We start from the raw sequence: 26,031 nt of genomic DNA on the forward strand, positions 1-26,031 counted from the left end.
CGCATATCCTTGTTGGCGGCGCGCGCCGCTTATAAGGGCTCGCGGATGACATCCGCCAATCTGACCGCCGACCGCGCGAGCTTCGTCACCCACCTCGAATGTTCGATGACGGGGGAGCGGTACGACGCCGACACGCTACACGGCCTGTCGCGGGTCGGGCGGCCTTTGCTCGTCCGCTACGACCTGGACGGCGTGGCAGCGGCGATGACGCGCGAGGTGCTGGCGGCGCGGCCGGCGGACCTGTGGAAATATCGCGAACTGCTGCCGGTCCGCAGGCCGGAGAACATCGTCAGCCTGGGCGAGCAGGAGACGCCGCTCGTCACGCTCGACCGGGTGGGGGCGCGGGCCGGGGCGGCGGCGCCGATCGTGAAGGATGAGGGGCGGCTGCCCACCGGCAGCTTCAAGGCGCGCGGCCTTGTGATGGCGATCAGCATGGCGAAGGCGCTGGGCGTGAAGACGATCGCGATGCCGACCAACGGCAACGCAGGGGCCGCCGCGGCGGCCTATGCGACGCGTGCGGGGATCGAGACGGTGGTGCTGTGTCCCGATGACACGCCTGAGATCAACGTGCGCGAGATCGCGGCGCAGGGTTCGCGCGTGTACCGCGTCAACGGGCTGATCGACGATTGCGGCGCCATCGTAGGTGCGGCTTGCAAGGCCAACGGATGGTTCGATTTTTCGACGCTGAAGGAGCCCTATAGAATAGAGGGCAAGAAGACGATGGGACTGGAGCTGGCCGAGCAGGTCGGCTGGGAGTTGCCCGACGTGATCTTCTATCCGACCGGGGGTGGGACCGGGCTGATCGGGATGTGGAAGGCGTTCGACGAGTTGGAGGCGATCGGGCTGATCGACTCGCGGCGACCGCGCATGTTCGCCGTGCAGGCCGAACATTGCGCGCCGATCGTGCGGGCGTACGACACCGGCGCGATCCACGCCGAGCGGTGGGAGGATGCGCACACCGTCGCGTCAGGAATTCGCGTGCCGAAGGCGGTCGGCGATTTCCTGATTCTCGACGCCGTCCGCACGTCGGGCGGTGCCGCGCTGGCGGTGAGCGACGCCGCGATCCTGGCGGCGGTCGACGAGGCTGCAGTCGATGGACTGCTGCTGTGCCCGGAGGGCGGGGCGACGCTGGCAGCGTGGCACCGTGCGCTCGATGAGGGGATGATCGGCCGCGACGAACGCTGCGTGTTGTTCAACTGCGCGACGGGGCTGAAATACCCGATGCCGGACAAGTCGCGGACGCTCGACCGGCACGGCGACATCGATCTGGGCGCGCTGTGACGATGCGGCTTCCGCTTGCCGCCGCCACGCTGATCGTCCTCCCCCCGCCGGCGATCGCGCAGAACACCGTCCAGTCGCCGCCGGTGCAGACCGCGCCGCGGCTGGAAACGTTCACGCTGCCCCAGACGACGCCGCCGCCGACGCCGACGCCGACACCCGTCCCGACCGTTGCGCCCACGCCGACCCCTACGCAAGCCGCGCCGCCGCCGGTCGTGCGCACCGTGCCGACGCCGACCGCCAGCGCGACGCCGACGGCAAGGCCGACACCGACACCGACAGTCACGCCGTCGGCGACCCCCACACCGCTCGCGACGGCGACGTCCGTATCGCCGGTGACTGCGGTCCCGACACCGATCCCGACCGACCTGCCGACGCCTGCCCCGCGTGCGAGCGCTACGCCTGTTGCCACGCCGGCGAGCTACGGGCCGCCGTGGCTCGCGCTGATCGGCGGCGCGCTGGCCTTGCTGGCCGGAGCGATCGCGCTGACGGTTTGGCGTCGCCGCCGGCCGGTCGCGCGCGCGGTGGACCCGATACCCGCACCGCGCCAGCCGCGCCCCGCGACGCCCGCCAGGCCTGCGACGCCCGCAGCTGTCGCAGCGCCGCCCGGCCGCGGCGTCGTGACGACGCTGCGCCCACAGGAGATGTGGACGCACGGGCCGGACGCCTATCTGAAGTTCGAGCTGGTCGTGACCAACGACGGCGCCGAAACCGCCGACGCAATCCGCGTGGCGATGGCGCTGACCACGGCCGGGCCCGGAGTCGCCGACGAGATCGCCGGGTGGCAGGCGGGGGCGGACTTCGGCGGCGCTGCGGCGCCGATCGCGCTGCAGCCGGGCGAAAGCTATGTGCTGGGCGGCGACCTGAAGCTGGCGGGCGCTCAAATGCACGTCAACGACGTGGCCGACCGCGCGATGATCGTTCCGGTCGCGATGGTCGCGCTGCGCTGGCAGGGCGGGCTGTCGATCCGCCGCGCGAGCGACGCCTTCGTTGTCGGCACCGGCGATGCCACGGCGGCGAAGCTCGGGCCGATCTGGGTCGACCGCGCCGGGCAGCGGTTCGCGAAGCTCGACGCGCGACGGTTTCAGCCGCGCAGTTAGGGCCGCTCAGGTATCGACCAGCTGGACAAGGCGACATCGTGTGTTAGTACACTGCAACACATAATAGGGGTCGTCGAATGAAGCTGTCCGTTAGTCGCGTTGCACTGGTCTCCACACTGATCCTGCCCGTGGCGATGCCGGCGTCCGCGCAAGCGCAGCCCGCCGCCGTGCCTGCGACCGCCGACGTCGCGCGACAGATCGACGCCTATCTCGACGGCGCGGTTCCGGCCGGTCGGCCGGGCGTGACGGTGGTGGTCACGCGGGGTGGCAAGACGGTCTATGCCGGCGCCCGCGGTCTCGCCGACGTCGCCGCGGGCAGGCGGCTGACCCCGGACAGCGTCATCCGTATCGGATCGATCACCAAACAATTCACCGCCGCGGTGATTCTGCAACTGGCGGAGGAGGGGAAGCTGACCCTCGACGATCCTGTGACGAAGTTCATTCCCGGCTATCCCGCGCCGGGCGGTGCCGCGACGGTGCGGCAGTTGTTGAACCACACGTCTGGCATCAAATCCTATACCGGCGTCCCCGGCTGGATGGTGCCGGCGAACACCGGTAAGCCCCACACCACGGCGGAGATGATCGCCACCTTCCGCAACCTGCCGAACGATTTCCCGGCGGGGACGCAGTGGGCGTACAACAATTCGGGCTATGTCCTGCTGGGCGCGATCATCGAGAAGGTGACCGGCAAGCCGTGGTACGACGCGATCCAGACGCGGATAGCGAAGCCGCTGGGGCTGAAGACGATCCGCTACGGCGGCGGCGCGCCCGGGGCCGATTGGGCGAGCGCTTATGGCGATGAGGGCGAAGCGGCGCAGGCGATCGACATGAGCGTGCCGCATGCGGCGGGCGGGCTGGTCGGCTCGGTCCGCGACCTCGCAACCTGGGCGAATGCTCTACACCACGGGCGCGTCCTGAAGCCGGCGAGCTACGCCATGATGATCGCGCCGACTCGATTGAGCGACGGGACGTCCAACCCTTACGGCTTCGGTCTGTCGAACGGATCGGTGCGCGGGCAGGCGATCATCGAGCATTCGGGCGGCATCTTCGGCGGCGCAACCGACAGCCTGTACGTGCCGTCGCAGGATCTGTTCGTCGCGGTCTTCGCCAATTCGGATCGCCCGGTCGCGATGCCCGGCGTCGCCATCCGGCGGATCGCCGGCATCGCGATGGGATCGCCGTTCCCGGTCTTTACGCGCCAGCCGATGGTGATGGCCGCGGTCGAGCCGATGTTCGGCATCTACGCGTCCGGCGGGGCGGAGCCGGTCGAGCGCCGCTTTTTCGCGCGTGACGGCCGCTTCTTTATCAAGCGCGAGGGCGGCAGCGAGCGCGAAGTGTTCGCGGTCGGCGATGGTCGCTTCTCCGCCGAACCGCGCGCGATCGAGTGGTTCAGGATCGTGCCGGCATCGGGTGGCTATGCGATGGAGTGGCACACCCGCGGCGAGGACGCGATCGAGCGCATGGCCCGCACCGGGCCGATCCCGGCGGAGGTGGCAACGGTGACGCTGCCGCGCGCGACGCTGGAGCGCTATATCGGCGTCTATGCGCTGCCGATGGGGCGGCTGACCGTCGCGTGGGGGGCGGGTGATGCACTAACCGCGCAGCTGACGGGCCAGCCGGCGCTGTCGCTCGAACCGATCGGCCCCACCGAGTTCCGCGTCGTCGGCATCGACGCCCGTGTCGAGCTGACCGGCGATACCGCGACGATCGTGCAGGGCGGGCGGCGCTTCACCGGCAACCGCGCGCCCTGAGGCCCCCCACGCGGACTTGCTATCCATTTCGGATCACGCCCGCTTCCGCCTCGGTCGATCCTGCCGTACCGCTCGCCGCTCTATCAGGCCTGCGCGGGCGCGGGCGACGAAACGGACGATGCGGGCATGAGCGAGATGGCGGTGCGAAAGCTTTCGCGCCTGGGAAACGAGCTGTTGCTCACATCGTCCTATGCGGCTGCGCATTTCGTGGCGGATCGCTACGATTGGGGCGTCGTGCTGCTCGTCCTGCTGAAACGCTGCGCCGACGACTGGATCGACGACGACGATGTGCTGCGTCGGCCGGAAGCGTTGACGCGCCGTTCGTCGATCAATGCGATCGCCGCGTCGCTGGACCGGCCTTATGCGACGATCCACCGCCACGTGATGAGCCTGATCGGCGAGGGGCTGGTCGTGCAGGTCGACGGCGGCGTCGCCGTGTCGAACGACCCGGCGGTGGCGGATCGGATCGTGGCGTTGCTGACGCTGGCGCACGACAGCCTGGTTCGGCTGGCGGAGGACTTCGCTGGGGAAGTGGAGTTTCCCGCGCCGCCCTCCGTGCCGGTGCGCGACCTGCACAAGCGGATACTGCTCGCCGCGTTCGATGTGCTGCTGGTGCCGTTCGAATATGCGCGCGAGCCGGTGATGGAATGGACCAGCAAGCTCGTCTGGATCGTCATCATCGTCGCCAATGTGCGCCACATCACGATCGATCCGGTGCTGGCGGACCGCTATGCATATGATCCGACGCCCGATGCGCTGCGGCGGCCGATCGGCGCGCGGGCGATCGCGAAACTGACGGGGCTGAGCTACGGCACCGTGTATCGCCACTGCCGCCTGCTCGCTGAACTGGACGTGATCCGGTACGACGGGACGGGCTGGCTGACCGTGACGAACCAGTTGTTCAATCCCGATGTCGATCACGGAGTGATCGCGCTGCTCGGCTATTTCAATCGGCGGCTAATCGAGCTGGTCGCGGCCGGGCTGGATATGGATGCGGTGGCGTCCTTCTATCTGGCCGGACGCCCGCCCTACGGACCGGTCGAGGCATGAGGGATCTCACGCGATATAGGTGAAGCGGTGGGCGACGACGGTCCAGTCGTCGCCGTCGCGGCGCAGCGCATAGAGATGGCCCGCGGTCGCCGAGCGGCGGCCGACGAACGCCCAGTCGCCGCGGATCGTCGGTCGATCCAGGTGCGCGATGCACGTGGTCTTCAGCGCGATACCGGGCACGTCGCCCGCCACCAGCATCGTCGCGCGGGTCGTGCGCGGGGCCGCCATCGCCGCGTCGGCATAGGCTGCCGTCACGGCGTCTTCGAGCGCGGCCGACAGCGGGACGGAGGGTTCGGCCACGTCGCCCCATGATCCACGCTGGTCGGCGATGATGCTCGCGCGGACGGCGGCGGGCATGGGGCGGCGGTTGCCGTCCGCGCGCAGTTGGTTGGTGGTTCCCTTTCGGATGGACGCGTTGATTCCGGATGGCTCCAGCAGCGGGGCGAGGCAGCCGGCGGTGCCGTCCTGATCCAGCCAGCGGTGCAGCGTCGCGATCACCGCCACCTCGTCGCGCGCGTTCGCGGGCGTACCGGGCAGGAAGATCATGCTGCCGGTGCCGCCCAGACGTACGGGGGGCGAATAGATCGCGATCGGGCCGCTCGCCGGCGGTGCCGCCGTGCCCGATGCGCAGGCGGTGAGGGCGAGGGCGATCGTGAGGCTCAGGCGGGCGGGCATGGGGTGGGTTTTAGCGCGGCGGGTGGGGATCGGAATTGCTATTTTCCACTTCCCGTTCGCCCTGAGCGAAGTCGAAGGGCCTTCTTTGCTCAAGTGCTTCGACTTCGCCCAGGGCGAACGGAGTGGGGCACAAAAAGAAAAGGCGACCCGCTGGTGGCGGGCCGCCCTGTCTTTCGAAGCGGCTGTCACGGGCAAAGCTCGTGACGTCGGACGGTGCATGAGCACCGCCGGCCGGCCTTGTCGGGAGGCGGGCCGGTACGGCCCGTCTCCCCGACTGCGGCTTACTTGAGTTCGACGGTCGCGCCGGCTTCCTCGAGCTGCTTCTTGATCTTCTCGGCTTCGTCCTTGGCGATGCCTTCCTTGACGGCCTTCGGAGCCGACTCGACCAGCGTCTTCGCCTCGGTCAGGCCGAGACCGGTGATCGCGCGGACCTCCTTGATGACGTTGATCTTCTTGCCGCCGTCGCTCATCAGCATGACGTCGAATTCGGTCTTCTCTTCAGCAGCCGGAGCAGCAGCGCCGCCGCCGGCAGCCGGAGCCGCAACCGCAGCAGCGGCCGAAACGCCCCACTTCTCTTCGAGCAGCTTCGACAGCTCGGCGGCTTCCAGGACGGTCAGCTCGCTCAGCTGGTCAACCAGCGTGTTCAGGTCAGCCATGTGTATTCTCCAGTATCAAGTCAGGTTGTAAGTGTCGGAAACGGCGAGAGATTATGCCGCGTCCTTTTCCGCATAAGCTGCCAGCACGCGGGCGAGCTGCGCCGCCGGTGCCTGGGTGATGGTGGCGATCTTCGTGGCGGGTGCCACGATGAGGCCGACCAGCTTCGCGCGCAGCTCGTCCAGCGACGGCAGCGAGGCGAGAGCCTTCACCCCTTCCGCGTCGAGGATCTGGCTCCCCATCGCGCCGCCCACGATTTCGAACTTGTCGTTCGTCTTCGCGAAGTCGACCGCAGCCTTGGCTGCAGCGACCGGATCGGCGGAACTGGCGAGCCCGACCGGACCGGTCAGCAGGTCGGAAAGACCAGCATAATCCGTGCCTTCGAGCGCGATCTTGGCAAGCTTGTTCTTCGAAACCTTGTAGGTCGCGCCGGCATCCCGCATCTTCCCGCGCAGGACGGTCGACTGTGCGACCGTGAGCCCCAGGTTGCGGGTGACCACCACCACGCCCACCTGCGAGAAAGTGTTGTTCAGCTCGGCAACGGCCTCGGTCTTTTGCGAACGATCCATGCCATTCTCCTCAAGTTGGGCCGCCATGCCGCGATGGACGGACGACCCGATTCACGCGCCGGATGCTGCCACCCGGCGTAGTTCGGTCCAACGAGGGGAAGGGGATGCGTCGCGGGCGGAAAACACCCCGACCCGGCATGCCCGCGACGTGTCGCAATGGCGGCCGGTCAAACTCTGTCCCCGTCTAGGCGGGGAATTAAGGCCGGCGAACCGGCCACCCGCTGTCTCGGACGGCGACCGGCGGCGAACCGTCGGTCAAGCGCGTGCCTGTAGCGGGGCAGGCGGACAAGTCAAGCGTGCGGAGTTATTCCGCGGCTTCGTCGCGGGCCAGCTCGGCCTCTTCGGCGGCGTCGGCCGCTTCGGATACGCGGCGCTGCGTCGCGCCCTCGCGTTCGATGCGCAGGCGGGTGACGCGGTCGGCACTGTCGGCCATCGCCTCGAACGCGGCGACGGAGCGCATCGCGCGGTCGCGCACATTGTCGAGCTGAGCGCCATCGGCATCGGCGCGGGCGCGATCGGCCTGCGCGCGGAAGAAGACTGCATCATTCGCCATGGGTGCGCGATCCTTATGATCTCGGGCAGAAAATTTCGGGGCGGCACGCATGTACCGCCCCGGGTCGTCAGGATCCGAAGATCAGTCGACCGGCTGGAGGTTGACCGCGCTGGTCTTGCCGCGCTTGTCCTGCTCCAGCTCGTAGCTGACGCGCTGGTTCTGATTCAGCGTCGCCATGCCGGCGCGCTCGACCGCCGTGATGTGAACGAAGGCGTCATTGCCCGCGCCGTCCGGCGCGATGAAGCCATAGCCCTTGTCTGCGTTGAAGAATTTGACGGTGCCGGTGATAGCCATTGGATAGTCCTTCCTTGCGGGCCGGCCAAGATGGCGGCGACCCTGCTTGCTTAAGGGGCAGGGAAAGAAGGAAGTAGGTGCCGCAAAGCGCCGAAGACCGTCGATATGCGACTGTAGCACACGCCATATGCGCTTTAGATGGCTAAAGCACAAGGGCGGGGGACGGGCGCCACGCCCGAACCGGTGTCAGATGGTGCCCCCGCGCCGCAGCGCATCGACGCCATCAAGCACCAGCGTGGAGACGCGGTTCCAACCCGTGCGTAAACGTTGGCAAGGAACGAACCGTGTTCCCCGCGCGGGCCGAAACGACCGGAATCAACGGGCAAAGGGTCGATCGAAACGCTTGGCCTCGCGCGCGGGAGCGGGGAGCAGGTACGCCGGACGCGCGGTCCGACGGGCCCGACAGTACGCGCCGGCCATACGACCGCTCCGACCTACTGCTTCTTCTCTTCCGACACCTGCGCCTCGACCGGCTGGGCCGGCTCATCCGTCTGCGCGCTGCGATCGACGCGCGCGGTCATGCCGGTGGCGTCGGCGTCTTCCTGCACCTGCTGCTCGGGCGGGGTCGGGGGGGGCGTTTCCTCGGCGATGTTGGCGGGCTCGGGGATGTTCATCGCCTCGGGCAGCGGCGCCTCGGGCACGCCGACCGCTTCGTTCGTGACATCGAGCAGTTCCTCGCCGTTGTCGACGGGCGGCGGCGCGTCGTCGTTGCCACCGCCGCACGCGGTCAGCAGGGTCAGGGCGGCGATCGCCGGCAGCAGTTTCTTCACGGTCGGTTCCCCTTGTTAGCGCGCGATCGTCGCGGCTTGCACCGCGGATCGCTTCTCGATCTTGTCGGCCAGTTCGCCGTCCCAATTATAGGGATCGGCGCGGAAGTTCATGGTGCCGTTCCCCGACGCGAACGCCGTCCAGTAGAGCAGATAGACGTGCACCGCCTCGGGCAGCTGCGCGCGCACCGTCTTGCCGCCGTCGATCGTCGCCTGGATCGCCTCGGGCGTCCACTGCGTCGATCCCTCCAGCAACAGCCGGGCGAGGTCGGCGGGCTTCTCCAGCCGGACGCAGCCGTGGCTGGCCAACCGGTCGTAGCTCGCGAACTTCGCCTGCGCCGGCGTGTCGTGCAAATAGACGGCATAGGGATTGTCAAAGTCGAACTTGTAACGGCCCAGCGCCGACTGCGGGCCGGCGGCCTGCTGCAACCGCTTATTCGGTCCCTCGCCGATCACGCGGAAGCCATTGGCCTTCAGATAGCCCGCACCTTTCGGCCACAGCTCGCGCTGCGCGATCCCGGTCGGGACGTTCCACGGCGGATTAAGCACGACCGAATGGATCGAGGATTGCAGCATCGGCGTCTCGTCGCCCGGACGCCCGGTCACGCCCTTCATCGACATCACCGGCTGATCGCCCTCGAACACCGTCAACACGGCGGCGGCGATATTTACCTGGATGCGCTTCTTTTCCAGCTCGGCGGGCAGCCAGCGCCAGCGTTCCATGTTCGCCATGATCTGGCGCACGCGGTTGCCGGCGGTGACGTTCAGCGCGGCGATGGTCTGCGTGCCCACCGAGCCCGTCGGGTTGAGGCCGTAGCGGCGCTGCGCGCGCTGCACCGCGGCCTTCAGCTCGGCGTCGTAGCTGTCGCCGATCGGCTCGATCGACGAATCCTCGAAACTCAGTCGCTGGCGCAGCGCACGCACGCGCGGACCCTTGGCGCCGGGAACGAGATCCGTGCCGGCGGCGAGCTGCTTCCACCCGCCGGCCGCGGCGATCTTTCGATAGTTGGTCAGCCCCTTCTGCAACCCGTCATACCCCGAATAGGGCGGCGGCAGCATCGCGATCCAGCGTCCGATCCGGTTCGACCGCACCGCCTCGGCAAAGGCGGGCATCGGATCATAGGCGGCCGGGCGCAGGCCCCAGTCCTCCTTGAAATCAGCCTCGGCCAGCCGCCCCGAATGCACCGCGCGCGCATAGTCGAGCGCGGCGCGGACCAGCGCATCGTTGTCGGTGGGCGCCGGCGGCGCGGCGGCATCGCGGCGCAGTCCCTGCGCATAGCCGCCGCTTGCCAGCATCGTCGTCAGCTGGGTCGCCTGCTCGGGCGTCAGCTGCGGCAGCGGGATCACCGCCGCGGGGGAGGGCGGCAGCTGCGACGGCGGGAGCGGCGTCGTCTGGATCGATGGAGGCAGGATCGACTGGGGCGCCGGCACGGGCGCCGTCTGGGCGATCGCCGACGTCGCGATCAGGGTCGCGGTGGCCAGCAGGGGTAAGCGGTACGAATAGGACATAATAGTGCAGGTCGCCTGGGAGGAAGCGGGCGAACCTGTGTACGCGATCAACCGCCGGAGGTTCAAAGGAAAAGAGGCAGAAGTTTGGCCGTGCGCTCATCGTAGCCGCCGCGCGGACCTATCGAGGTCGCGCAGATACTCGTCCTCCGGATAGGGGCGGAGCGGGAAAAGGCGCTGATCGCTGTCGTGGGAGATGTGCATCGCTCCCGCGCGGTCGCGGAAGAAGCCGATCGTCTTCTCTGGCATCGGCATCATCGTGCCCGGCTGCTGCATCAGCACGACGTGGTTGCCGTCGATCCGGTAGCGACCCGTCTTGTTGCCCCAGTCGCTGTACAGGATCCACGTACCATCGGGACGCAGGCATTCCGGGCCGCCGTCCACCGGATACGGCGGTGACTGCAGGCAGGCGATCGCGCTGCGCCGGATGTCGGACTCGCTCATCGGGTCGAGCGCGGTCGAGGTCGCGGTCGGGACGGTCGCGGGGTTGCTGCGTCCGTCGCCGCAGGCCGCCGTCCCGGCCAGCGCGACGATCGCGACGAGGGCGCGACCGGCCGACAGGCCCGTGCGGCCATTACTCGGGGAGGCGACTACGGCTGGCAGGAGGGGCGGCAGCAACATGGCCAAACGCTATCGCACCTGTCGGACATTCGGCAAGCAGACACGAAAAAGGCCGGCGAATCGCTCCGCCGGCGTCTTCGTTTTTCTACGCCGGGATCGAAGTGAGTTCGATCCCTCATCGATCGCGCCGCAGCGCGCCGGCTGGCCGAGGGTCGCCGCTTGCGCGGCGGACGCTTACGCGCCCGCGACCTCGGCGGTATCGATCTTCACGCCCGGGCCCATCGAGCTCGAGACGGCGACCTTGCGGACATACTTGCCCTTGGCGCCTGACGGCTTGGCCTTCACCACCGCGTCGACCAGCGCGTCGAAGTTCGCGCGCAGGTCCTCGGCCGGGAAGCTCGCCTTGCCGAGGCCGGCGTGGATGATGCCGGCCTTCTCGACGCGATACTCGATCTGGCCGCCCTTGGCCGCCTTGACGGCTTCGGCGACGTTCATCGTGACCGTGCCCAGTTTCGGGTTCGGCATCAGGCCCTTCGGACCCAGCACCTTGCCCAGGCGACCGACGACGCCCATCATGTCCGGGGTCGCGATGCAGCGATCGAAATCGATCGTGCCGCCCTGGATGGTCTCCATCAGGTCTTCCGCACCGACGACGTCGGCGCCAGCGGCGCGCGCTTCGTCGGCCTTCGCACCCTTGGCGAACACGCCGACGCGGACGGTCTTGCCGGTGCCTTTGGGCAGGGTGACGACGCCGCGGACCATCTGGTCGGCGTGGCGGGGGTCGACGCCCAGGTTCAGCGCGATCTCGATCGTCTCGTCGAACTTCGACGTGGCGTTCGCCTTCACGATGCCGATGGCTTCATCGACGCCGTGCAGGCGCTCGGCGTCAACGGTCCAGCTCTTCTGCTTCTTGCTCAGCTTGGCCACGTTCTCAGCCCTCCACCACTTCGAGGCCCATCGCGCGGGCGGAACCTTCGATGATCTTCGTCGCCGCGTCGATGTCGTTGGCGTTCAGATCCTTCATCTTGATCTGCGCAACCTCGGACAGCTGCGTGCGCGTGATCTTGCCGGCGACGACCTTGCCCGGCTCCTTGGAACCCGACTTCAGGTTCAGCGCCTTCTTGATGAGGAAGGTGGCCGGCGGCGTCTTCGTCTCGAACGAGAACGAACGGTCGGCATAGACGGTGATGACGGTGGGCAGCGGCGAGCCCTTTTCCATGTCGCCCGTCGCGGCGTTGAACGCCTTGCAGAACTCCATGATGTTGACGCCGCGCTGACCCAGCGCCGGGCCGATCGGCGGCGACGGATTGGCGGCGCCGGCGGGCACCTGCAGCTTGATATAGCCGGTAATCTTCTTTGCCATGAGGCAACCTCACTCTGTAGAGGCCCGCGTGCCCGCATGAGGACACTCGCGCCGTTCAAGTTTAGCGGTTCGGACGGATGCCTGGACGGCATCCTCCCGCGACGTTTCCAATGCCACTGCTTCGGAAGCGTGCGCCGTTAGCGCATCGTCCAACAAAAGGCAATCGACGGCGCGCGTCAGCCCGGTACCGAGAACACGATGTTCTGCTGGTTCGCGCTGCACGCCGCACCGGCGGCAGGGCGATAGCTTGGCTCGAAGCGGGTTTGCGTGATCATCGCCTTCGCCGCGTCACCGAACACGAAGGGCGGATAGGCAATCAGCGCGCGCTGGCCTGCGGTGCGGCCATCGGCGGCGATGTCATACTCTATACGCACCCAGCCGCCGAAGCCCATGCGGAGGGCATCCATCGGATAGAGGTTGGAGGTCGCGCCGTTGCGCTTGACCGCCGGGCGCGGCCCGATCAGCGCGCATTGCTGCTGCGTCAGGCCGGTACGGTTGAAGTAACCGGCGGCCGCATCCAGATCATCCCGCGCCGCCGCAGCGTTCGCCAGCGCCAGCAGCGCGCGCACCTTCAGCGGGTGCGAATCGGGCAGGGCGGTATCCGCCGCCACCTGCGCCATCAGCGCGTCACGCTCGGGCGAGCCGTCCTTTCGCACCCGCCACATCTCGGCCGCGAGCAGCCGAACCGTCGCGGCGCTCAGCGGATCGCCCGCCACCGCAGCCGTCGCCGCCAGTGCCTGATAGGCGACGCGCTTGCGCAGCCGGTCGCGTTCGAAGCCGGTCTGCGAGTCGATCGGCTGAGAGCGCGCATCGATGACCGCCAACGCGGCCTGCGTCCGCACCGGCTGCGGCGCGCCGAGCGCGTGCGCGATCGCCACCATCCGCTCCGCCCGCGCGACCCGCTCCGGCAAGCCGAAGTCCAGGTTGCCGAGCCGTTGCAGCGCGGCGAAGGCGGTCGCGTCGCTGCCCGCCGCCTGCTGCCGCACCTCGCCGAGCGACACGCCGTTCGCCTTCGCCATCAGCGGCGGTGCAACGCCCTTGCCCTCCAGCCAAGCGTCGGTGGCGAGGTCGAGCGGCATCGTGATCGACGTGTCGCTCCCACCCGCCGTCGAGCAGCGCAACTCCACCCGCGTCATCGTGCGGTAGAACGGTGGAATCGCCTTCGCGCGATCGGGCGACCACGACCAGTTGCGCACCGCGCGGGCGAAGGCGAGCGCGGTTTCCCGGTCACCCTGCGCATAGACGGGATCGACGCGCGTGACGCGGCCGTCCTCGCTCAGCGCGAACTCGACCACAGCATAGCTGTCGGGTGTCATGCCCGGCGTCAGCCCGCACGGCGGCAGGTCGATCTGTTCCGCGCTGGCGAAGGGCGTATCGGCCGCGCGTCCGGCGCCGGTGTAGGCGAGATACAGCTTCGCCTCGTCGGGCTTCTTCCGCAGCAGCGCCGACTGCGCCATGTCGTAGCGGGTGGCGACGTCGCCGATGCTGGTCCGCTCCGTCAGTCCGCCGTTGTTCGCCATCGCGCGCCTCAGCAGCGTGTTGGCCTCCTCCAGCTTGCCCGCCGCCATCAGCGCGCGCGCGGCAAAGGTCTGCGCGGAGGCGATCAACGCCTTCGAACTGCCCGGCTCGGCCTGGATCAGCGCCAGCCCCTCGGCACTCGCACGCACAGCCTCCCCGTCGCCATCGAACCGGGCGAACTGCGCCACGGCGAACAGCGGTCGCGCCCGGTCGATTCCGGTCGACAGCGCGAGCGCCCCGCGCGCATCGGCCAGCCCCTGCGCATAGTCCAGCCGGTCACCGTCGATGCCGGTCAGCATTAGATAGGCGGCGCGCGCCTCTTCCCGGAACGCCGGGTTCGGCGCCAGCGTGTCGACGCCCGCGCGCAGGCTGGCCGCACCCTCGTCGATCCGCGACAGGGTGATGAGGCACTGCCCGCGCCGGACCGCGATCGCCGCGGCGACGGTGGCGTTACGCTTTGCGGCGGGGGACGCCGCCAGCGCATCGAAGCCCGCGACCGCCTCCGCGCAGCGCCCGTCGTTCGCGGCCTTCGTCGCGGCATCGAACGCCGCCTGCATCGATTGCGGCGGCGCGGCCGCGATTGCGGTTGCGCCCAGCAGCACGCTAAAGATCATCGATGGCCCCCATCATCCCCGTTCCTGCAGAAAAGCAGAGTTCGATCGCGTCGTCGAGGGGCGGACGGTGAGGGGGAGAGCGATGCGATCGACGATCGTGTTCGCGCTGGCCCCGATGCTGATCGGCGCCACCACCGTCGCGCAGGCGCCCGACACGCTGTACCTGCTCGTCGCGTCGTGGTGCGCGCCGTGTCGCGTCGAGTTGTCGCGCCTGCCGGCGCTGCGCGCGGCGGCGGCGCCCATCGCGGTCCGCGTCGTGCCGATCGACGCCACCGCCGCCACGACGGCGATGCTGCGCGGGATCGACCCGGCGACGATCGACCGCTCGGCGCGCACCATCGATGCGCTGGGCAGTCAGACCGGCGGCCTGCCGTTCAGCCTGATGACCGACCGCACCGGGCAGCGCTGCGCCACGCACCGCGCGCCGCTGGATGTCATGGCAGTGCGCGCCATGAGGGAGCGGTGTGGACAATAGGGGTGTGGCATGTCGCGCGGCATGACATACGAGCGACGGCACTTCGCGGCGATCGGATATCGTTGAGGTCGGAGCGGGTGCGCCGCGGCAAAGCCGCGTCGTCGGACGGGTTCGGCCGGGCCGACCCGCCGGCCGTGCTGCCGCCGTGTTCCGAATAGCTTCGCTATTCCGGTGCGGCGGCTTGCATTGTAGGAAATTTCCTGCAACCTGCCCCCGCCTGATGGCACGATCCCTGACCCGCGAACAGGCGCTCCAGAACCGCGCCTTCCTGAGCGCGCTGCGGCGTACCGGCAACATCCAGCGGCGGCGAGCCGGTGGTCGTGCGGCGGCGCGACGGCAAGCTGCAATTGCGCCGCGCGCAGCCGGGGAAGCTGACGCAGCAGTGCGAACAGACGTTCCTCGCCGCCCTGTCGGCGACGGCGAACGTCCGTCTGGCGGCGGCAGCGGCAGGGGCTTCGGTCGCGGCATTCTATCGCCGGCGTCGGAAAAACCCGGCGTTCGCGCGCGAGATGCGCCTTGCGCTGGAAACGGGGTATGAGCGGCTGGAGACCGTGCTGCTGGTGAGCAGCCTGCCGTCGTCGTATGAGGACGACGCCTGGCGCCACAACGACCCGCCCGCGATCCCGCCGATGACCGCGAACCAGGCGCTGCAAATCCTGTACCTCCATCAGAAGGAGGCGCGCCTCGGCGGCACGCCCCCCGACCTTCGCCGCCGCAAGGGCGAGAGCGCCGAGGCGCAGAGCATGCGCCTGGGGCTGATGTACGAACACCAGATGCAGCGGGCGCGCGAGGATTTCTTGGTGGCGGAGGCGGCGCGGATGGCGCGCGATCCGGGGTATGTATCGCATGTGCTGGAACGCCCGGTGGTGCTGCCGGATCTGGCGCAGGTGCCGCACGGGGGTAGCGCAGCTATCCGCGAGACGGCAGCCGCCCGGCCGGCACCGGCGGAGCCGGGGTCCGACGCCACGGGCTCTGCCCGTGGCGGGCGTGTGTATGACGCGATGCGGGCGCTGTTCGGTGGGTGGCGGCTTGGGGATATGAAGACGGCTCTGTGAGCCGTCGAGTGGACGGCGCCTGCCGTCGCGACCGCCTTGGCCAGCGCATAAGTGTCACGCGATCGCGCTGGTTCAGCAGTCTGCGCATTGTATCAGAACTGGAATCGACCTTTAATATCTTGTTTATGCCGGTGTTCCGCGGCCGAGTTTCGTATATGAGTATCGTGTTCGAGCCTGCACGGCTCGATTCCGGGGGGAACGAACATGATTTCATTGAAGCACGTTGCCGTTGCGGTGTCCGCGTTGCTGGCATCCACGTAGGCCTATGCCGCGCCGGTGGTGGTGGCGGTCACGAAGACGACCAATGCCGGCTTGAACACCTATAATTTCTCGGTGACCAACAACATCGGCGGCCCGGGAGTAATATACTTCTTCGGGGTCGATCTCGACGGCGCGATCTCCGGCACACCGTCTTCGTGGCCGAGCAATGCCAGCAACGGGTGGCCGACGTGGAATAATGCAAATTACGGCGGCTCATCCACGGTTTATCAAAGTAACTGGATCCGAGATAGTCAAACCGGCATCGTGAATGGCCAGACGACCAGCGGGTTCCAGGTCACGACGGCGGCAGACCCCGTCGCGATAAAGGTCTTTGCCTATGCCAACAATGCCGCCGCGCCGGCGAATGACGGTCATTTCAATAACAGTAGCAATCCGGGTTACGAAGGTTTCGTCAGCGGCGTCACTGCCGCCGTTCCGGAACCGATGACTTGGGCGATGATGGTCGTCGGCTTCGGCCTGGTCGGTGGCGCGATGCGGCGCCGTCGCGTCAATACGACAGTGTCGTTCGCCTGATCCTGAAGGCCGGACGACAAAAAGCCGTCGCCCCATGGGGGCGGCGGGTTTTTTGTCGCCTGTGCTCGTGAACGTTTCGCCGGTCAGCGCTTGTCCGGCTTCGGATCAGCGTTCATCCGCACGTCAGGCCGCACGTCCTGCGCAACCGGCATCCGCATCGATGTTTAACGATCGCCGACGACCCGACATCGCTCGATCGTGCGAATACATGCCCTTTGAGGGCAGCAGCCAGTAAGATAGCGGGTGGATCGGGCTTCGGCGCCCTCCGCCAACCGTGCACACACGAAAAGAGCCGCCGATCCTTCGACCGGCGGCTCTTCAATCAGCCCCAAAAGGCAAAGGCGTCAGGCGAAGCGGACGCGGGTCGTGACCTTGGCGCGACGGCGCAGGGCGAAGCCCATCCCACCGAAGCCGAGCATCATCATGGCCCAGGTCGCCGGCTCCGGCACCGCCGACGTCGTGACCGACGCGACGGTGAACACGCCGGTGCGGGCGGTGCGCTCGACGCTGCCGCAGCAGCTGACGGAATCGAGGCCTTCCGCGGCGCCGGCGCCGTCGAAGCATGCCGAGGTGCCGCCCTGCAGGCAGTAGAACGGTCCGCCCGAGCCGAACGTCGGCGACTGGAACAGCGCGTAGCCGGCCGCGCCGAAATTGAACTGCAGGTTCGATGTCGTCGCGGTGAAGGCATTCCCGGCAATCCCGAGCGCCGAATTGGCGCGGGTTAGCGTGATCGCGCCGGTGGGATCCGTTACGGCGATCGAATAGGCAGTGATGTTGGCGGTGGTCAGCGTGCCGATCGTGCCATCGGTCGTGATTGACAGGTTGACCGAGCCGGCGCCGACAGTCCGTGCCGTCGAGACGTAGGTTGCGGCGTCCGCGGTGCCGGTCGCGGCCAGTGTCGCGGCGACGGCGAGTGCGTAGATCGTCTTCATGGTGATACCCCCCTGATAGCCACGCTGGAGCGGGGCCGTGGCGCTCCATTAATCGATGGTTCACTAACCGTCTATCGATCGTAAGGCGGTGATTTCTTACAATTCCCGTGATGGTACATTAGGGATATTTCGATAGCTGGCGAGGTGTTGTAGGGTTTGCGGTGGGCTTTGCTGGTCGGTGCTGCGGTGGCGCGAAACGAAAAAACGCGGGAGTGAATCCCGCGTTTTTACGTCGGTCGGGTTGCCCCTCCGCTGGCGCTGCGGGTCACCCGCCGGCCGGTCTCGCGCGCCGTCTCGTGGAATAGCTGGCGCTATTCCACGTGCGGTCGCTCCGGGCAGCTTGCCGCCCGCGCTGCGCTCGCCTTACTTGCTGCGCTCGACCTGTTCGAAGTCCAGCTCCACCGGCGTCGCACGCCCGAAGATGCTGACGGACACCTTCACCTTCGCCTTGTCGAAGTCGAGTTCCTCGACCACGCCGTTGAAGGTCGCGAACGGGCCGTCGAGCACCTTCACCGAATCGCCGATCTCGTAATCGACCTTCACCTGCTGCTTGGGCGCGGCGGCGGCTTCTTCCTTGGTGTTCAGGATGCGCGCGGCCTCGGCCTCGCTGATCGCCTGGGGCTTGCCCATCGATCCCAGGAAGCCGGTGACCTTCGGCGTGTTCTTGACGAGGTGATACACGTCGTCGTTCATGCTGAGCTTCGCCAGCACGTAGCCCGGAAAGAACTTGCGCTCCGACTGGATCTTCTTGCCGCGGCGGACCTCGGTCACCTGCTCGGTCGGCACCTCGACGGCCTCGACCAGCTGGTCCAGCCCCAGGCGGGTCGCGTCGGCCAGAATCTGGTCGCGGACCTTGTTCTCGAACCCGGAATAGGCGTGGATGATGTACCAGCGCGACATGTGCGAAACCCTTTGAAGTAAGTCGGTGTGCGTCAGGCGGCGAGCGTCAGCAGGCCCTTGACGATCGCGTCGAACATCGTGTCGACGCCCAGGAAGAACAGCGCGAGCAGCGTCGTCATGATGACGACCATGACGCCGGTCATCACGGTTTCCTTGCGGGTCGGCCAGGCGACCTTCTGCGTCTCGGCCTTCACCTGGTTCAGGAACTCGATCGGACTGGTCTTGGCCACTGTGGTCGTTCCTTAAGCTTTGCGTTCGTCCGGACATAGGTCCGCCGTCGGCGCCTTGACAGGCTCCGACGATAAAAACTTCCGATTTCGGATTGGGAGCAGGCTTTAGACGCGTGCGGGGGGGAGTGCAAGCGGGGGGTTGGGGGGGGAGTCGCGAGGCGGTGCTCCCGCGTAGACGGGAGCCTAGGGTTATCGAGCGACGCGCTTGTGGCTCTGGGCTCCCGCCTGCGCGGGAGCACGGTGATTTTGATCGAGGGGGTCGTCATGGGAGGCGGGGGCTTTTGCCCCGGGGGGCCGTCATGGGAGTAAATCCCATGACGTCGGACGCCGCTTCAGCGGCGCCGGCCGGCCGTTCGTGCGGCTGCGCCGCACTCGGCGTGGCAGGGGCGCTCGGATTCGAACCGAGGGCCTTCGGTTTTGGAGACCGACGCTCTAACCAACTGAGCTACGCCCCTACAGGCGCCCGCCTCTAATCCGGTCCTTGCGCCGGAGCAACGCGAAAAATCACGCCGCGCGCGCAGCATCCGTGGCGCGGACGACAAGGGCGCGGGCTTCGGGGACGGGGAGGGGGCGGCCGAAGTAATAGCCCTGCACCTTCGTGCAGCCGAGCTGCTGCACCATGCGATGCTCGTCCTCGTTCTCCACGCCCTCCGCCGTCGTCGCCATGCCGAGCGACTGGGCGAGCGCCACCACCGCGCGGATGATCGCGATCGCCTCCTTGCCGCCGCGCGAGGCGGACTGAACGAAGCTGCGGTCGATCTTGATCGTCGAGAATCGCGTGCGGCTGAGATAGCCGAGCGAGGAATAGCCGGTGCCGAAGTCGTCGAGGCTGAGGCGGATGCCGAGATCGAGCAGCCGTTCGAGCACCTGCACCGCGCCGGTGCCCTCACGCATGAACACGCTTTCGGTGACCTCCAGCTCCAGCCGCTCGGCGGGGAGCCCCGACTGGGCGAGCGCGCTGGCGACGACCGCGACGAAGGCGGGGTTGTGGAGCTGGTCGGCGGAGACGTTGACCGCGACGCGCGCATCGCTGCCCCAGCCCGCCGCCTCGTGGCACGCGGTGCGCAACACCCATTCGCCGATCGGCACGATCAGACGCGCGTCCTCGGCCAGCGGGATGAACTTGTCGGGGCTGACGATGCCATGTACGGGACTGGTCCAGCGCAGCAGCGCCTCGAAACCCGTCAGCCGCCCGCTGCCGGCATCGACCACCGGCTGGTACATCAGGTGCAGCTCGTTCTTCTCGACCGCGCCGCGCAACGCGATCTCGAGCACGCGGCGTTCCTCGGCGGCCATGTGCAGCTGCGGCTCATAGGCGTGGAAATGCCCGCCGCCGGCGTCCTTCGAGCGATAGAGCGCGAGGTCGGCGGAGCGGATCAGCATCTCCGGCGTGCGCCCGTCACGCGGCCCGACCGCCAGGCCGACCGAGGCGCCGATGTAGAGCGTGTGCTGATCGACCTCATAGGGTTGCGACAGGGTGGCGATGATGGTGCGGGCGAGCTTCTCGACCGCGGCGCTGTCGGTCGCGTCCTGCACCACGACGGCGAATTCGTCGCCGCCCAGCCGCCCGATCATCTCATTGTCGGTCATCACGCTGCGCAGCCGTTCCGACACGCGGCCGAGCAGGCGGTCGCCGACCGGGTGGCCGAGCGTATCGTTCACCGCCTTGAACCGGTCGAGATCGATCATCATGAAGCCGCAGCGCGACGACCATTTCTCCGCCGCGGCGATGGCGGCGGCGAGCGTCTCGTGGATCAGCAGGCGGTTGGGCAGGCCGGTCAGCGTGTCGTAGCGCGCCATGCGGTTGATCTTGTCGGTTGACGCGCGCTGCTCGGTAACATCGGAGCCGACGCCGCGATAGCCGATGAAGCCGTTCAGATCGTCGAGCCGGGGGGAGGCCGACATCTCCCACCACCGCGTTTCGCCGTCGACGAAGACCGGCAGCAGCAGGTCGCGGAACGGCTCGCGCGTGCGCAGCTTGTCCGACAGGGCGTGGAGCCCGGTGGCGAAGTTGCCGCTCTCCCACGTCGGGCCGGCGAGGATCTCGAGAAAGCTGCGGCCGTTGATATGCGCCGGATCGACGCCGATCGAGCGCGCGAAGCGGGGCGAGGCGCGGACGACGCGGCGCTGCGCGTCGATCTCCCACAGCCAGTCGCCGGCATCGTCGCTGTCGGCGAAGTCGCGCAGCAGCAGCGTGACCGTCTCGTCGCGTTCGCCGAGCGCGATCTCGTTCGCGCGCATAACCACCAGCGCACGGCCGCGGTTGAAGCAGGCGACCATCAGCAGCATCGTCAGCAGGCCGATGTTGGCCGCGACCGCGGTGATGCCGTGCATGTAGAGGGCGTAGACGCTGGCAGAGCCGAGCACCGCCAAGAAGGCGAGCGTGGCGAGCGGCAGCGCCGCCATCGCGACGGCGGCCGCGGCCATCAGCACGACGAGGATGCTGACCAGTGCGAGCAGTGCGCCCGGCGCGGCGCCCGCGGCGAAGTAGAGCGGGGCCACGCTCCACACAGCGCCATAGGCGATGCCATCCCACAGCGTCGCGCGCACGTCGATCAGGCCCGCCGTGCCGGCGCTGCGGTGATGGGCGGCAAGGCGGCGGAAGGCGACGGCGATGCCGACGACGGCGACCAGCCCGCTCCATGCCGCCAGCTGCCACAGCGGCGCGACGGTCGAGAAGGCGACGGTGACCAGCGCCGCGCCGATCAGGCTGGCGCCCAGCATTACCAGCGCCATGTGGCTACCGGCGTTCAGCTGTGCCGCGCGGATCGGACCCCAGTCGGTCGTGTCGGCCGGATCGTAGAGGCCAAGCAGCGCCCGCGCATCGATACGCGGCGCGGCGAACTGCGATTTCGTCTGGATACTCACGCCGCGACCATAGACGAGATGCGTTGATGGAAGGTTAGTATGGCTAACGATCGTTGGCGTACCGAATTGGCGGGTGCCGTCTTGACTTGTGCGGCTTGTGGTCAGCTTGTCGAACGCGTGCCTTTTTCCTGTCGCGCGCTGTCTGGCGAGCAGGAGGGCGGAAACACAATTGCGGTGCTCCCGCGCCGGCGGGAGCACTATAGCTCTAGGGCTTCAACGCCGCCGCCAGCGACGCCGTCGCGCTGCCGCGTTTGGCGGGCTTGGGCTGCGACGGGTCGGGCGCCCAGCCGGTGAGGAAGATGACGTCGAACCGCTCGGTCACCCGTCCATCCGGTTCGGCGAGCGCGGCATAGGACTCGACGATGCGTGCCAGCGTACTGCGGATCATCGCGCGGCGACCGATCAGCATGTTGCTCGCCGCCATGCCGCGCAGGTCGCGGAACAGCGACAGGGCATCGCGGTAGCGGACCGTGAGGGTCTCCACGTCTGCAACCGGCAGGGCAAAGCCGGCACGGACGAGCAGGTCACCGGCGGCGCGAACATCGACCAGCGGGTGCATCCGCGCCGTGCCCGGATCGGCGACCTTCAACGCCGCGCGCAGACCCGGCAGCGAGCCTGCGCCCACGAAGGCGCCGAGGAACAGCCCGTCGGGGCGCAGGGCACGCCGGGCCAGCGCGAGGGCGCCGGGCAGGTCGTTGACGGTATCGAGCACCCCCGCCGAGACGACGAGATCGAACGACGCGTCGGCGAAAGCCGGGCGGTCCTCGTCGGTCTGCACGCCGCCATGCGCGAACACGCTGCCCGCATCGGCGCGCACGATGCGGGCGTCTGTCAGGTGGAAGCGGCCGTCCGCGCAGCCGAGGTCGAGCACGTCGGTGAAGTTGCGCCGGACGCTGTCGAGCCGGTCGACGATCCCTTCAACCATGAAATCGTGCAGGAAGGCGTGATCGGCCCAGCCGGACGCGGCGCGATCGCGGCGGCGGCGGCGGGCGGCGGAATCGAAGATTTCGGGAACGGTCACCAAGGCGCTTGTGCCGGTCGCGGCGGATGCGGACAAGGGGTGGTGCCCTCAAGCCTCGCCAGAATCGTCGCCCCCGCCGTCGCGCTGGCGCTGCCGCCGCGCTGTCCGGGGTGCGGCGCGGTGACGCTGGCGGATCATCGCTTCTGCAGCCGTTGCTGGCCGTCGCTGCGCTGGCTGGGTCCGCCGTGGTGTGCAGGCTGCGCGCTGCCGTTCGACCATGATCGCGGGGCGGCGGCGTTGTGCGGTGCGTGTCTGAAGGCGCCGCCGCGGCATGCGGGGGCCCGGGCGGCGGTCGCCTATGGCGCGGTAGCGAAGACGGTGGCGCTGCGCCTGAAATATGGCGGGCGGATCGCCTTTGCCGATACCGCGGCGCGACTGATGCTGCGGTTGATGCCCGAGGATGCCGAACTGCTGGTGCCCGTGCCGCTGCACCGCTGGCGGTTGTGGTGGCGCGGGTTCAACCAGGCGGCGCTGGTGGCGAAGGCGATCGGGCGGATGACGGGCACGCCCTGTGCGCCGGGCCTGCTGCGACGGACGCGGGCGACGCCGGTGCTGCGCGGGCTGGGCGCGCGGGGGCGGGCGAAGGCGGTGCGCGGTGCCTTTGCGCTCGACCCGCGGGCGGGGCCGGCGGCGGTGAAGGGGCGTCACGTGGTGCTGGTCGACGACGTTTACACGACGGGGGCGACCACCGATGCCTGCGTGCGCGTGCTGCTGGCCGGCGGCGCGGCACGGGTGACCATATTGTGCTGGGCGCGGGTGATCGGCGAGGATGCCGGCGATTGACATCGCGGGTGCGCATACGCACCTGTGGCGGATGGCAAAGGTCGAAATCTACACCAAGGCATTCTGTCCCTATTGCGCGCGGGCGATGCGCCTGCTGGGCGAGAAGGACGTGACGCCGGAGGAATATGACATCTCGATGGGCGGGCCGAAGCGCGCCGAGATGATCGAGCGCTCGGGCGGACGCACGACGGTGCCGCAGGTCTTCATCGATGGGCGCCATATCGGCGGATCGGACGATCTGGCCGCGCTGGAGCGGGCCGGGGAGCTGGATCCGCTGCTGGCGGCATGAGGGCTGCGCTGCTGCAGATGACGGCGGGGATCGACCCCGCCGCCAATGCGCGGACCGTCGCCGATGCGATCGATGAGGCAGCGGCACACGGTGCGGCGATGCTGTTCACGCCCGAGATGTCGAACCTGATCGACCGCGACCGAGCGCGGGCCGCCGCGTCGGTAGTCGATGAGGGTGACGATCCGGTGCTGATCGCCGCGCGCGAGGGCGCGGCGCGGACGGGTGTTTGGGTGCATCTCGGCTCGATCGCGGTGCGCGGCGGGGACGGACGCTTCGCCAACCGGTCGTTCGTGATCGACGGTTCGGGCGAAATCCACGCGCGCTACGACAAGTTGCACCTGTTCGATGCGGCGGTGTCGGGGGGCGACACGTGGCGCGAGTCCGCCGCCTATGCACCGGGCGCGGCGGCGGTGGTGGTGGCGACGCCGCTCGGGCGGCTGGGGCTGTCGATCTGTTACGATTTGCGCTTCGCCGACCTGTATCGCGCGCTGACCGATGCGGGGGCGGAGCTGCTCGCGATTCCGGCTGCCTTCACCGTGCCGACCGGGGCGGCGCACTGGCATGTGCTGATGCGCGCGCGGGCGATCGAGGGGGCGGCGTTCGTGATCGCGGCGGCGCAGTGCGGGCGGCATGCCGACGGGCGCGAGACCTATGGTCATTCGCTGGTGGTCGATCCGTGGGGTGAGGTGTTGCTCGACATGGGCGACGCTGCGGGTGTCGCGATCGTCGATGTCGATCTTGCTCGCGGGACGGCGGCGCGGGAGCGGGTGCCGGTCCTGTCGCATCGCCGCGCCATTCCGCCGGTGACGGTGATCGCGTGATCGTGTTCGACCTGCGCTGCTCCAACGGCCATGTGTTCGAGGCGTGGTTCGGATCGAGCGATGCGTTCGAGACGCAGCGCAGCGGCGGGCTGGTCGTCTGCGCGATCTGCGGCGATGCGGATGTCGCGAAGGCGGTGATGGCGCCCAACGTCGCGGCCAAGGGCAATCGTGGTGGGGATGCGCCGGCCCCGGCAGCCGCGATGAAGGCGGCGCTGGCGGCGATCGCCTCCGCGCAGGCCGAGGCGCTGAAGACCTCGACATGGGTCGGCCCCGACTTCGCGACGCGCGCGCGGGCGATGCATGACGGCACCGTCGATCACGCCCCGATCCACGGCCAAGCGACACGGGCGGAAGCCAAGGCGCTGGTCGAAGACGGCGTGGCGGTGGCGCCGCTGATCGTGCCGGTGGTGCCGCCGGAGACGCTGAACTGAGGGTGGTGCGCCCGACGGGATTCGAACCCATGGCCCTCAGATTAGGAATCTGATGCTCTATCCTGCTGAGCTACGGGCGCACTCGGCAGGCTTGTTACGAAGCGGGGGGGCAAATGAAAAGGGGCGGCGGCATCGATGTGCCGTCGCCCCTGCTCGTGGAACCGGCGTGAGACGCCTTACGCCTCGATCGCGCTCGGCTGCTGCGGCACCTTGCCGATGCTCATCTGCTTGGCGAACACGTCGCGCATCAGCGCCAGCGAGAAGAGGTGGGCGTAGATCAGCGGGAGCATGCCCGACTGCGCCATCTTGCGCAGCTGGTCGCCGCGCAGCTCGTTCAGCTTAGCCTCGTCGATCATCTGGAAGCCGCGATAGACGAACGGCTGGGCCGCGCCCTCGGGCTGGATGGTGACTTCGCCGTCGATCATCAGGCCCAGATCGCGGACCTCCTTCACGAACTGCGCGGTCTTCTGGCCGGCCTGCTCGAACTGCTCGGCGAACTGGAGGATCGCCTTGGTCAGGTCGGTCGGCTGACCGTTCTCGAACAGGCGCTCGCCCTCGTCATATGCGCCGATCGTGTCGGTGGTCGGATCGAAGCACAGCGACAGCTCGTCGGCGTCGGGACGCAGGCGGGCGAGGAGGTACGGATAGCGGCGGACATAGGCGGGGACGTAGGTCTCCGGATCCGTCAGACGGCCCTCGTCGTCCATGAAGACGTTGACGCCCTCGTTCAGGCCCAGCAGCGCCAGCGGCACGGGATCGTCACCGACCGCGAACACGATCGGCATCTTGCGCGCGACCATCGGGAATTCCTCGACGGTCAGCGGGATCGCGTGCTGGTTGGCGAGGAACGGCGCGCGATCGGCGGGCTTGATTCGCCAGTCGGCATGCTCTTCGCTCGAGAGCGGGCGCAGGTCGTTGTAGAAAAGCGGGAGCGCGGACGCGTCGGGCGCGGTGGCCATCGAACAAACCTCTCAATGCTGCGCGGATGCGCGGATGATCTCTGCCCGGCGCGTGACGGCGGGGCGTTCGGCGCGGTGTCTAGGCAAGGGGCGGGGGCGAGGCAAGGGTCGGGTTGCGGCGGGCGGACCTCGATCGAACCGGGCACCATCATCGCCGAAATGAAACGGCCCGGCCACGCGTGTCGCGCGACCGGGCCGTCCAATCGTCACATGCGCGAC

At 68.4% G+C, this 26,031-nt stretch carries 27 protein-coding genes, 2 tRNA genes and 1 pseudogene; 11 read left to right on the forward strand and 19 right to left on the reverse strand.

The genetic code is table 11. The features are described 5' to 3' along the window. Positions 1–45: 45 nt before the first annotated feature. The 4 genes from ACX40P_RS05945 to ACX40P_RS05960 all read left to right on the forward strand — a co-directional run bounded on the left by ACX40P_RS05945 (position 46) and on the right by ACX40P_RS05960 (position 5,179). A complete protein-coding gene (locus ACX40P_RS05945; protein ID WP_459125409.1) occupies positions 46–1,281 on the forward strand; it encodes a threonine synthase in 1,236 nt (411 codons plus the stop codon). A gap of 2 nt (positions 1,282–1,283) precedes the next feature. Next, a complete protein-coding gene (locus tag ACX40P_RS05950) occupies positions 1,284–2,378 on the forward strand; it encodes a hypothetical protein (protein ID WP_459125410.1) in 1,095 nt (364 codons plus the stop codon). A 77-nt stretch (positions 2,379–2,455) separates the two neighbouring features. Beyond that, entirely contained in the window at positions 2,456–4,129 is a 1,674-nt protein-coding gene (locus tag ACX40P_RS05955) for a serine hydrolase domain-containing protein (RefSeq protein ID WP_459125411.1), read from the forward strand. A gap of 126 nt (positions 4,130–4,255) precedes the next feature. Then, positions 4,256–5,179, forward strand: a complete 924-nt coding sequence (locus ACX40P_RS05960) for a hypothetical protein (protein ID WP_459125412.1) — start codon at positions 4,256–4,258, stop codon at positions 5,177–5,179. A gap of 6 nt (positions 5,180–5,185) precedes the next feature. On the opposite strand, the gene ACX40P_RS05965 is transcribed toward ACX40P_RS05960, so the two are convergent. The 11 genes from ACX40P_RS05965 to ACX40P_RS06015 form a co-directional block, all read right to left on the reverse strand. Beyond that, the gene (locus tag ACX40P_RS05965) at positions 5,186–5,854 is read right to left on the reverse strand and encodes a hypothetical protein (protein WP_459125413.1); all 669 of its coding nucleotides are present in this window, start codon (positions 5,852–5,854) and stop codon (positions 5,186–5,188) included. A 281-nt stretch (positions 5,855–6,135) separates the two neighbouring features. Continuing rightward, the gene (rplL, locus tag ACX40P_RS05970) at positions 6,136–6,510 is read right to left on the reverse strand and encodes a 50S ribosomal protein L7/L12 (protein ID WP_459125414.1); all 375 of its coding nucleotides are present in this window, start codon (positions 6,508–6,510) and stop codon (positions 6,136–6,138) included. Between the two features lie 51 nt (positions 6,511–6,561). Beyond that, positions 6,562–7,077, reverse strand: coding sequence for a 50S ribosomal protein L10 (rplJ, locus tag ACX40P_RS05975; RefSeq protein ID WP_459125415.1), 516 nt, complete (start codon positions 7,075–7,077; stop codon positions 6,562–6,564). A 304-nt stretch (positions 7,078–7,381) separates the two neighbouring features. After that, entirely contained in the window at positions 7,382–7,630 is a 249-nt protein-coding gene (locus ACX40P_RS05980; protein ID WP_459125416.1) for a hypothetical protein, read from the reverse strand. 81 nt (positions 7,631–7,711) lie between these two features. Then, entirely contained in the window at positions 7,712–7,924 is a 213-nt protein-coding gene (locus tag ACX40P_RS05985; protein ID WP_459125417.1) for a cold-shock protein, read from the reverse strand. 434 nt (positions 7,925–8,358) lie between these two features. Next, positions 8,359–8,694: a hypothetical protein gene (locus ACX40P_RS05990; protein WP_459125418.1), complete on the reverse strand. Its 336-nt coding sequence runs from the start codon at positions 8,692–8,694 to the stop codon at positions 8,359–8,361. 15 nt (positions 8,695–8,709) lie between these two features. After that, positions 8,710–10,200, reverse strand: a complete 1,491-nt coding sequence (locus ACX40P_RS05995; protein WP_459125419.1) for a L,D-transpeptidase family protein — start codon at positions 10,198–10,200, stop codon at positions 8,710–8,712. Positions 10,201–10,296: 96 nt separating this feature from the next. After that, positions 10,297–10,818: a hypothetical protein gene (locus tag ACX40P_RS06000; RefSeq protein WP_459125420.1), complete on the reverse strand. Its 522-nt coding sequence runs from the start codon at positions 10,816–10,818 to the stop codon at positions 10,297–10,299. A 174-nt stretch (positions 10,819–10,992) separates the two neighbouring features. Further along, positions 10,993–11,685: a 50S ribosomal protein L1 gene (gene rplA, locus ACX40P_RS06005; protein WP_459125421.1), complete on the reverse strand. Its 693-nt coding sequence runs from the start codon at positions 11,683–11,685 to the stop codon at positions 10,993–10,995. A 4-nt stretch (positions 11,686–11,689) separates the two neighbouring features. Continuing rightward, a complete protein-coding gene (rplK, locus tag ACX40P_RS06010; RefSeq protein WP_459125422.1) occupies positions 11,690–12,121 on the reverse strand; it encodes a 50S ribosomal protein L11 in 432 nt (143 codons plus the stop codon). Positions 12,122–12,297: 176 nt separating this feature from the next. Next, complete coding sequence (locus ACX40P_RS06015) at positions 12,298–14,253, reverse strand: energy transducer TonB (protein WP_459125423.1); 1,956 nt, start codon at positions 14,251–14,253, stop codon at positions 12,298–12,300. 82 nt (positions 14,254–14,335) lie between these two features. Here ACX40P_RS06015 and ACX40P_RS06020 point away from each other — a divergent pair, with 82 nt between their 5' ends. From ACX40P_RS06020 to ACX40P_RS06030, 3 genes and pseudogenes are all read left to right on the forward strand, one after another. Then, entirely contained in the window at positions 14,336–14,728 is a 393-nt protein-coding gene (locus ACX40P_RS06020) for a thioredoxin domain-containing protein (protein ID WP_459125424.1), read from the forward strand. 320 nt (positions 14,729–15,048) lie between these two features. Beyond that, entirely contained in the window at positions 15,049–15,783 is a 735-nt protein-coding gene (locus ACX40P_RS06025; RefSeq protein WP_459125425.1) for a hypothetical protein, read from the forward strand. A gap of 681 nt (positions 15,784–16,464) precedes the next feature. Beyond that, positions 16,465–16,578: pseudogene (locus ACX40P_RS06030) on the forward strand (PEPxxWA-CTERM sorting domain-containing protein); the annotation flags it as partial. Positions 16,579–16,922: 344 nt separating this feature from the next. On the opposite strand, the gene ACX40P_RS06035 reads toward ACX40P_RS06030, so the two are convergent. From ACX40P_RS06035 to ACX40P_RS06060, 6 genes are all read right to left on the reverse strand, one after another. Next, the gene (locus ACX40P_RS06035; RefSeq protein WP_459125426.1) at positions 16,923–17,510 is read right to left on the reverse strand and encodes a PEPxxWA-CTERM sorting domain-containing protein; all 588 of its coding nucleotides are present in this window, start codon (positions 17,508–17,510) and stop codon (positions 16,923–16,925) included. Between the two features lie 363 nt (positions 17,511–17,873). Then, positions 17,874–18,410 carry a transcription termination/antitermination protein NusG gene (nusG, locus tag ACX40P_RS06040; RefSeq protein ID WP_459125427.1) on the reverse strand — a complete coding sequence of 179 codons (537 nt, stop codon included), beginning with the start codon at positions 18,408–18,410 and terminating at the stop codon, positions 17,874–17,876. A gap of 32 nt (positions 18,411–18,442) precedes the next feature. Beyond that, positions 18,443–18,640 (reverse strand): preprotein translocase subunit SecE, encoded by a 198-nt coding sequence (secE, locus tag ACX40P_RS06045; protein ID WP_459125428.1) that lies wholly within the window; start codon positions 18,638–18,640, stop codon positions 18,443–18,445. 378 nt (positions 18,641–19,018) lie between these two features. Beyond that, positions 19,019–19,095 (reverse strand) — tRNA-Trp (locus tag ACX40P_RS06050). Between the two features lie 49 nt (positions 19,096–19,144). Beyond that, positions 19,145–21,508 carry a putative bifunctional diguanylate cyclase/phosphodiesterase gene (locus ACX40P_RS06055; protein WP_459125429.1) on the reverse strand — a complete coding sequence of 788 codons (2,364 nt, stop codon included), beginning with the start codon at positions 21,506–21,508 and terminating at the stop codon, positions 19,145–19,147. A gap of 205 nt (positions 21,509–21,713) precedes the next feature. After that, positions 21,714–22,529, reverse strand: a complete 816-nt coding sequence (locus ACX40P_RS06060) for a methyltransferase domain-containing protein (protein ID WP_459125430.1) — start codon at positions 22,527–22,529, stop codon at positions 21,714–21,716. Positions 22,530–22,571: 42 nt separating this feature from the next. On the opposite strand from ACX40P_RS06060, the gene ACX40P_RS06065 reads away from it, so the two are divergent. From ACX40P_RS06065 to ACX40P_RS06080, 4 genes are read left to right on the forward strand one after another with little or no spacing between them, the layout of a single operon-like run. Further along, complete coding sequence (locus ACX40P_RS06065) at positions 22,572–23,312, forward strand: ComF family protein (protein ID WP_459125431.1); 741 nt, start codon at positions 22,572–22,574, stop codon at positions 23,310–23,312. 31 nt (positions 23,313–23,343) lie between these two features. Then, entirely contained in the window at positions 23,344–23,601 is a 258-nt protein-coding gene (gene grxC / locus ACX40P_RS06070) for a glutaredoxin 3 (protein ID WP_459126019.1), read from the forward strand. Further along, positions 23,598–24,422, forward strand: a complete 825-nt coding sequence (locus tag ACX40P_RS06075; RefSeq protein WP_459125432.1) for a carbon-nitrogen hydrolase family protein — start codon at positions 23,598–23,600, stop codon at positions 24,420–24,422. Before grxC ends, ACX40P_RS06075 begins: the two co-directional genes overlap by 4 nt. After that, entirely contained in the window at positions 24,419–24,853 is a 435-nt protein-coding gene (locus tag ACX40P_RS06080) for a DUF1178 family protein (RefSeq protein ID WP_459125433.1), read from the forward strand. The genes ACX40P_RS06075 and ACX40P_RS06080 overlap by 4 nt, the downstream gene beginning before the upstream one ends. A 3-nt stretch (positions 24,854–24,856) precedes the next feature. Here ACX40P_RS06080 and ACX40P_RS06085 read toward each other — a convergent pair. Together ACX40P_RS06085 and ACX40P_RS06090 are read right to left on the reverse strand one after the other, a co-directional pair. After that, positions 24,857–24,933 (reverse strand) — tRNA-Arg (locus ACX40P_RS06085). A gap of 96 nt (positions 24,934–25,029) precedes the next feature. Then, a complete protein-coding gene (locus tag ACX40P_RS06090; RefSeq protein WP_459125434.1) occupies positions 25,030–25,812 on the reverse strand; it encodes a SapC family protein in 783 nt (260 codons plus the stop codon). Between the last annotated feature and the right edge of the window lie 219 nt (positions 25,813–26,031).

The sequence above is a fragment of the Sphingomonas sp. RS2018 genome, from assembly GCF_054489605.1.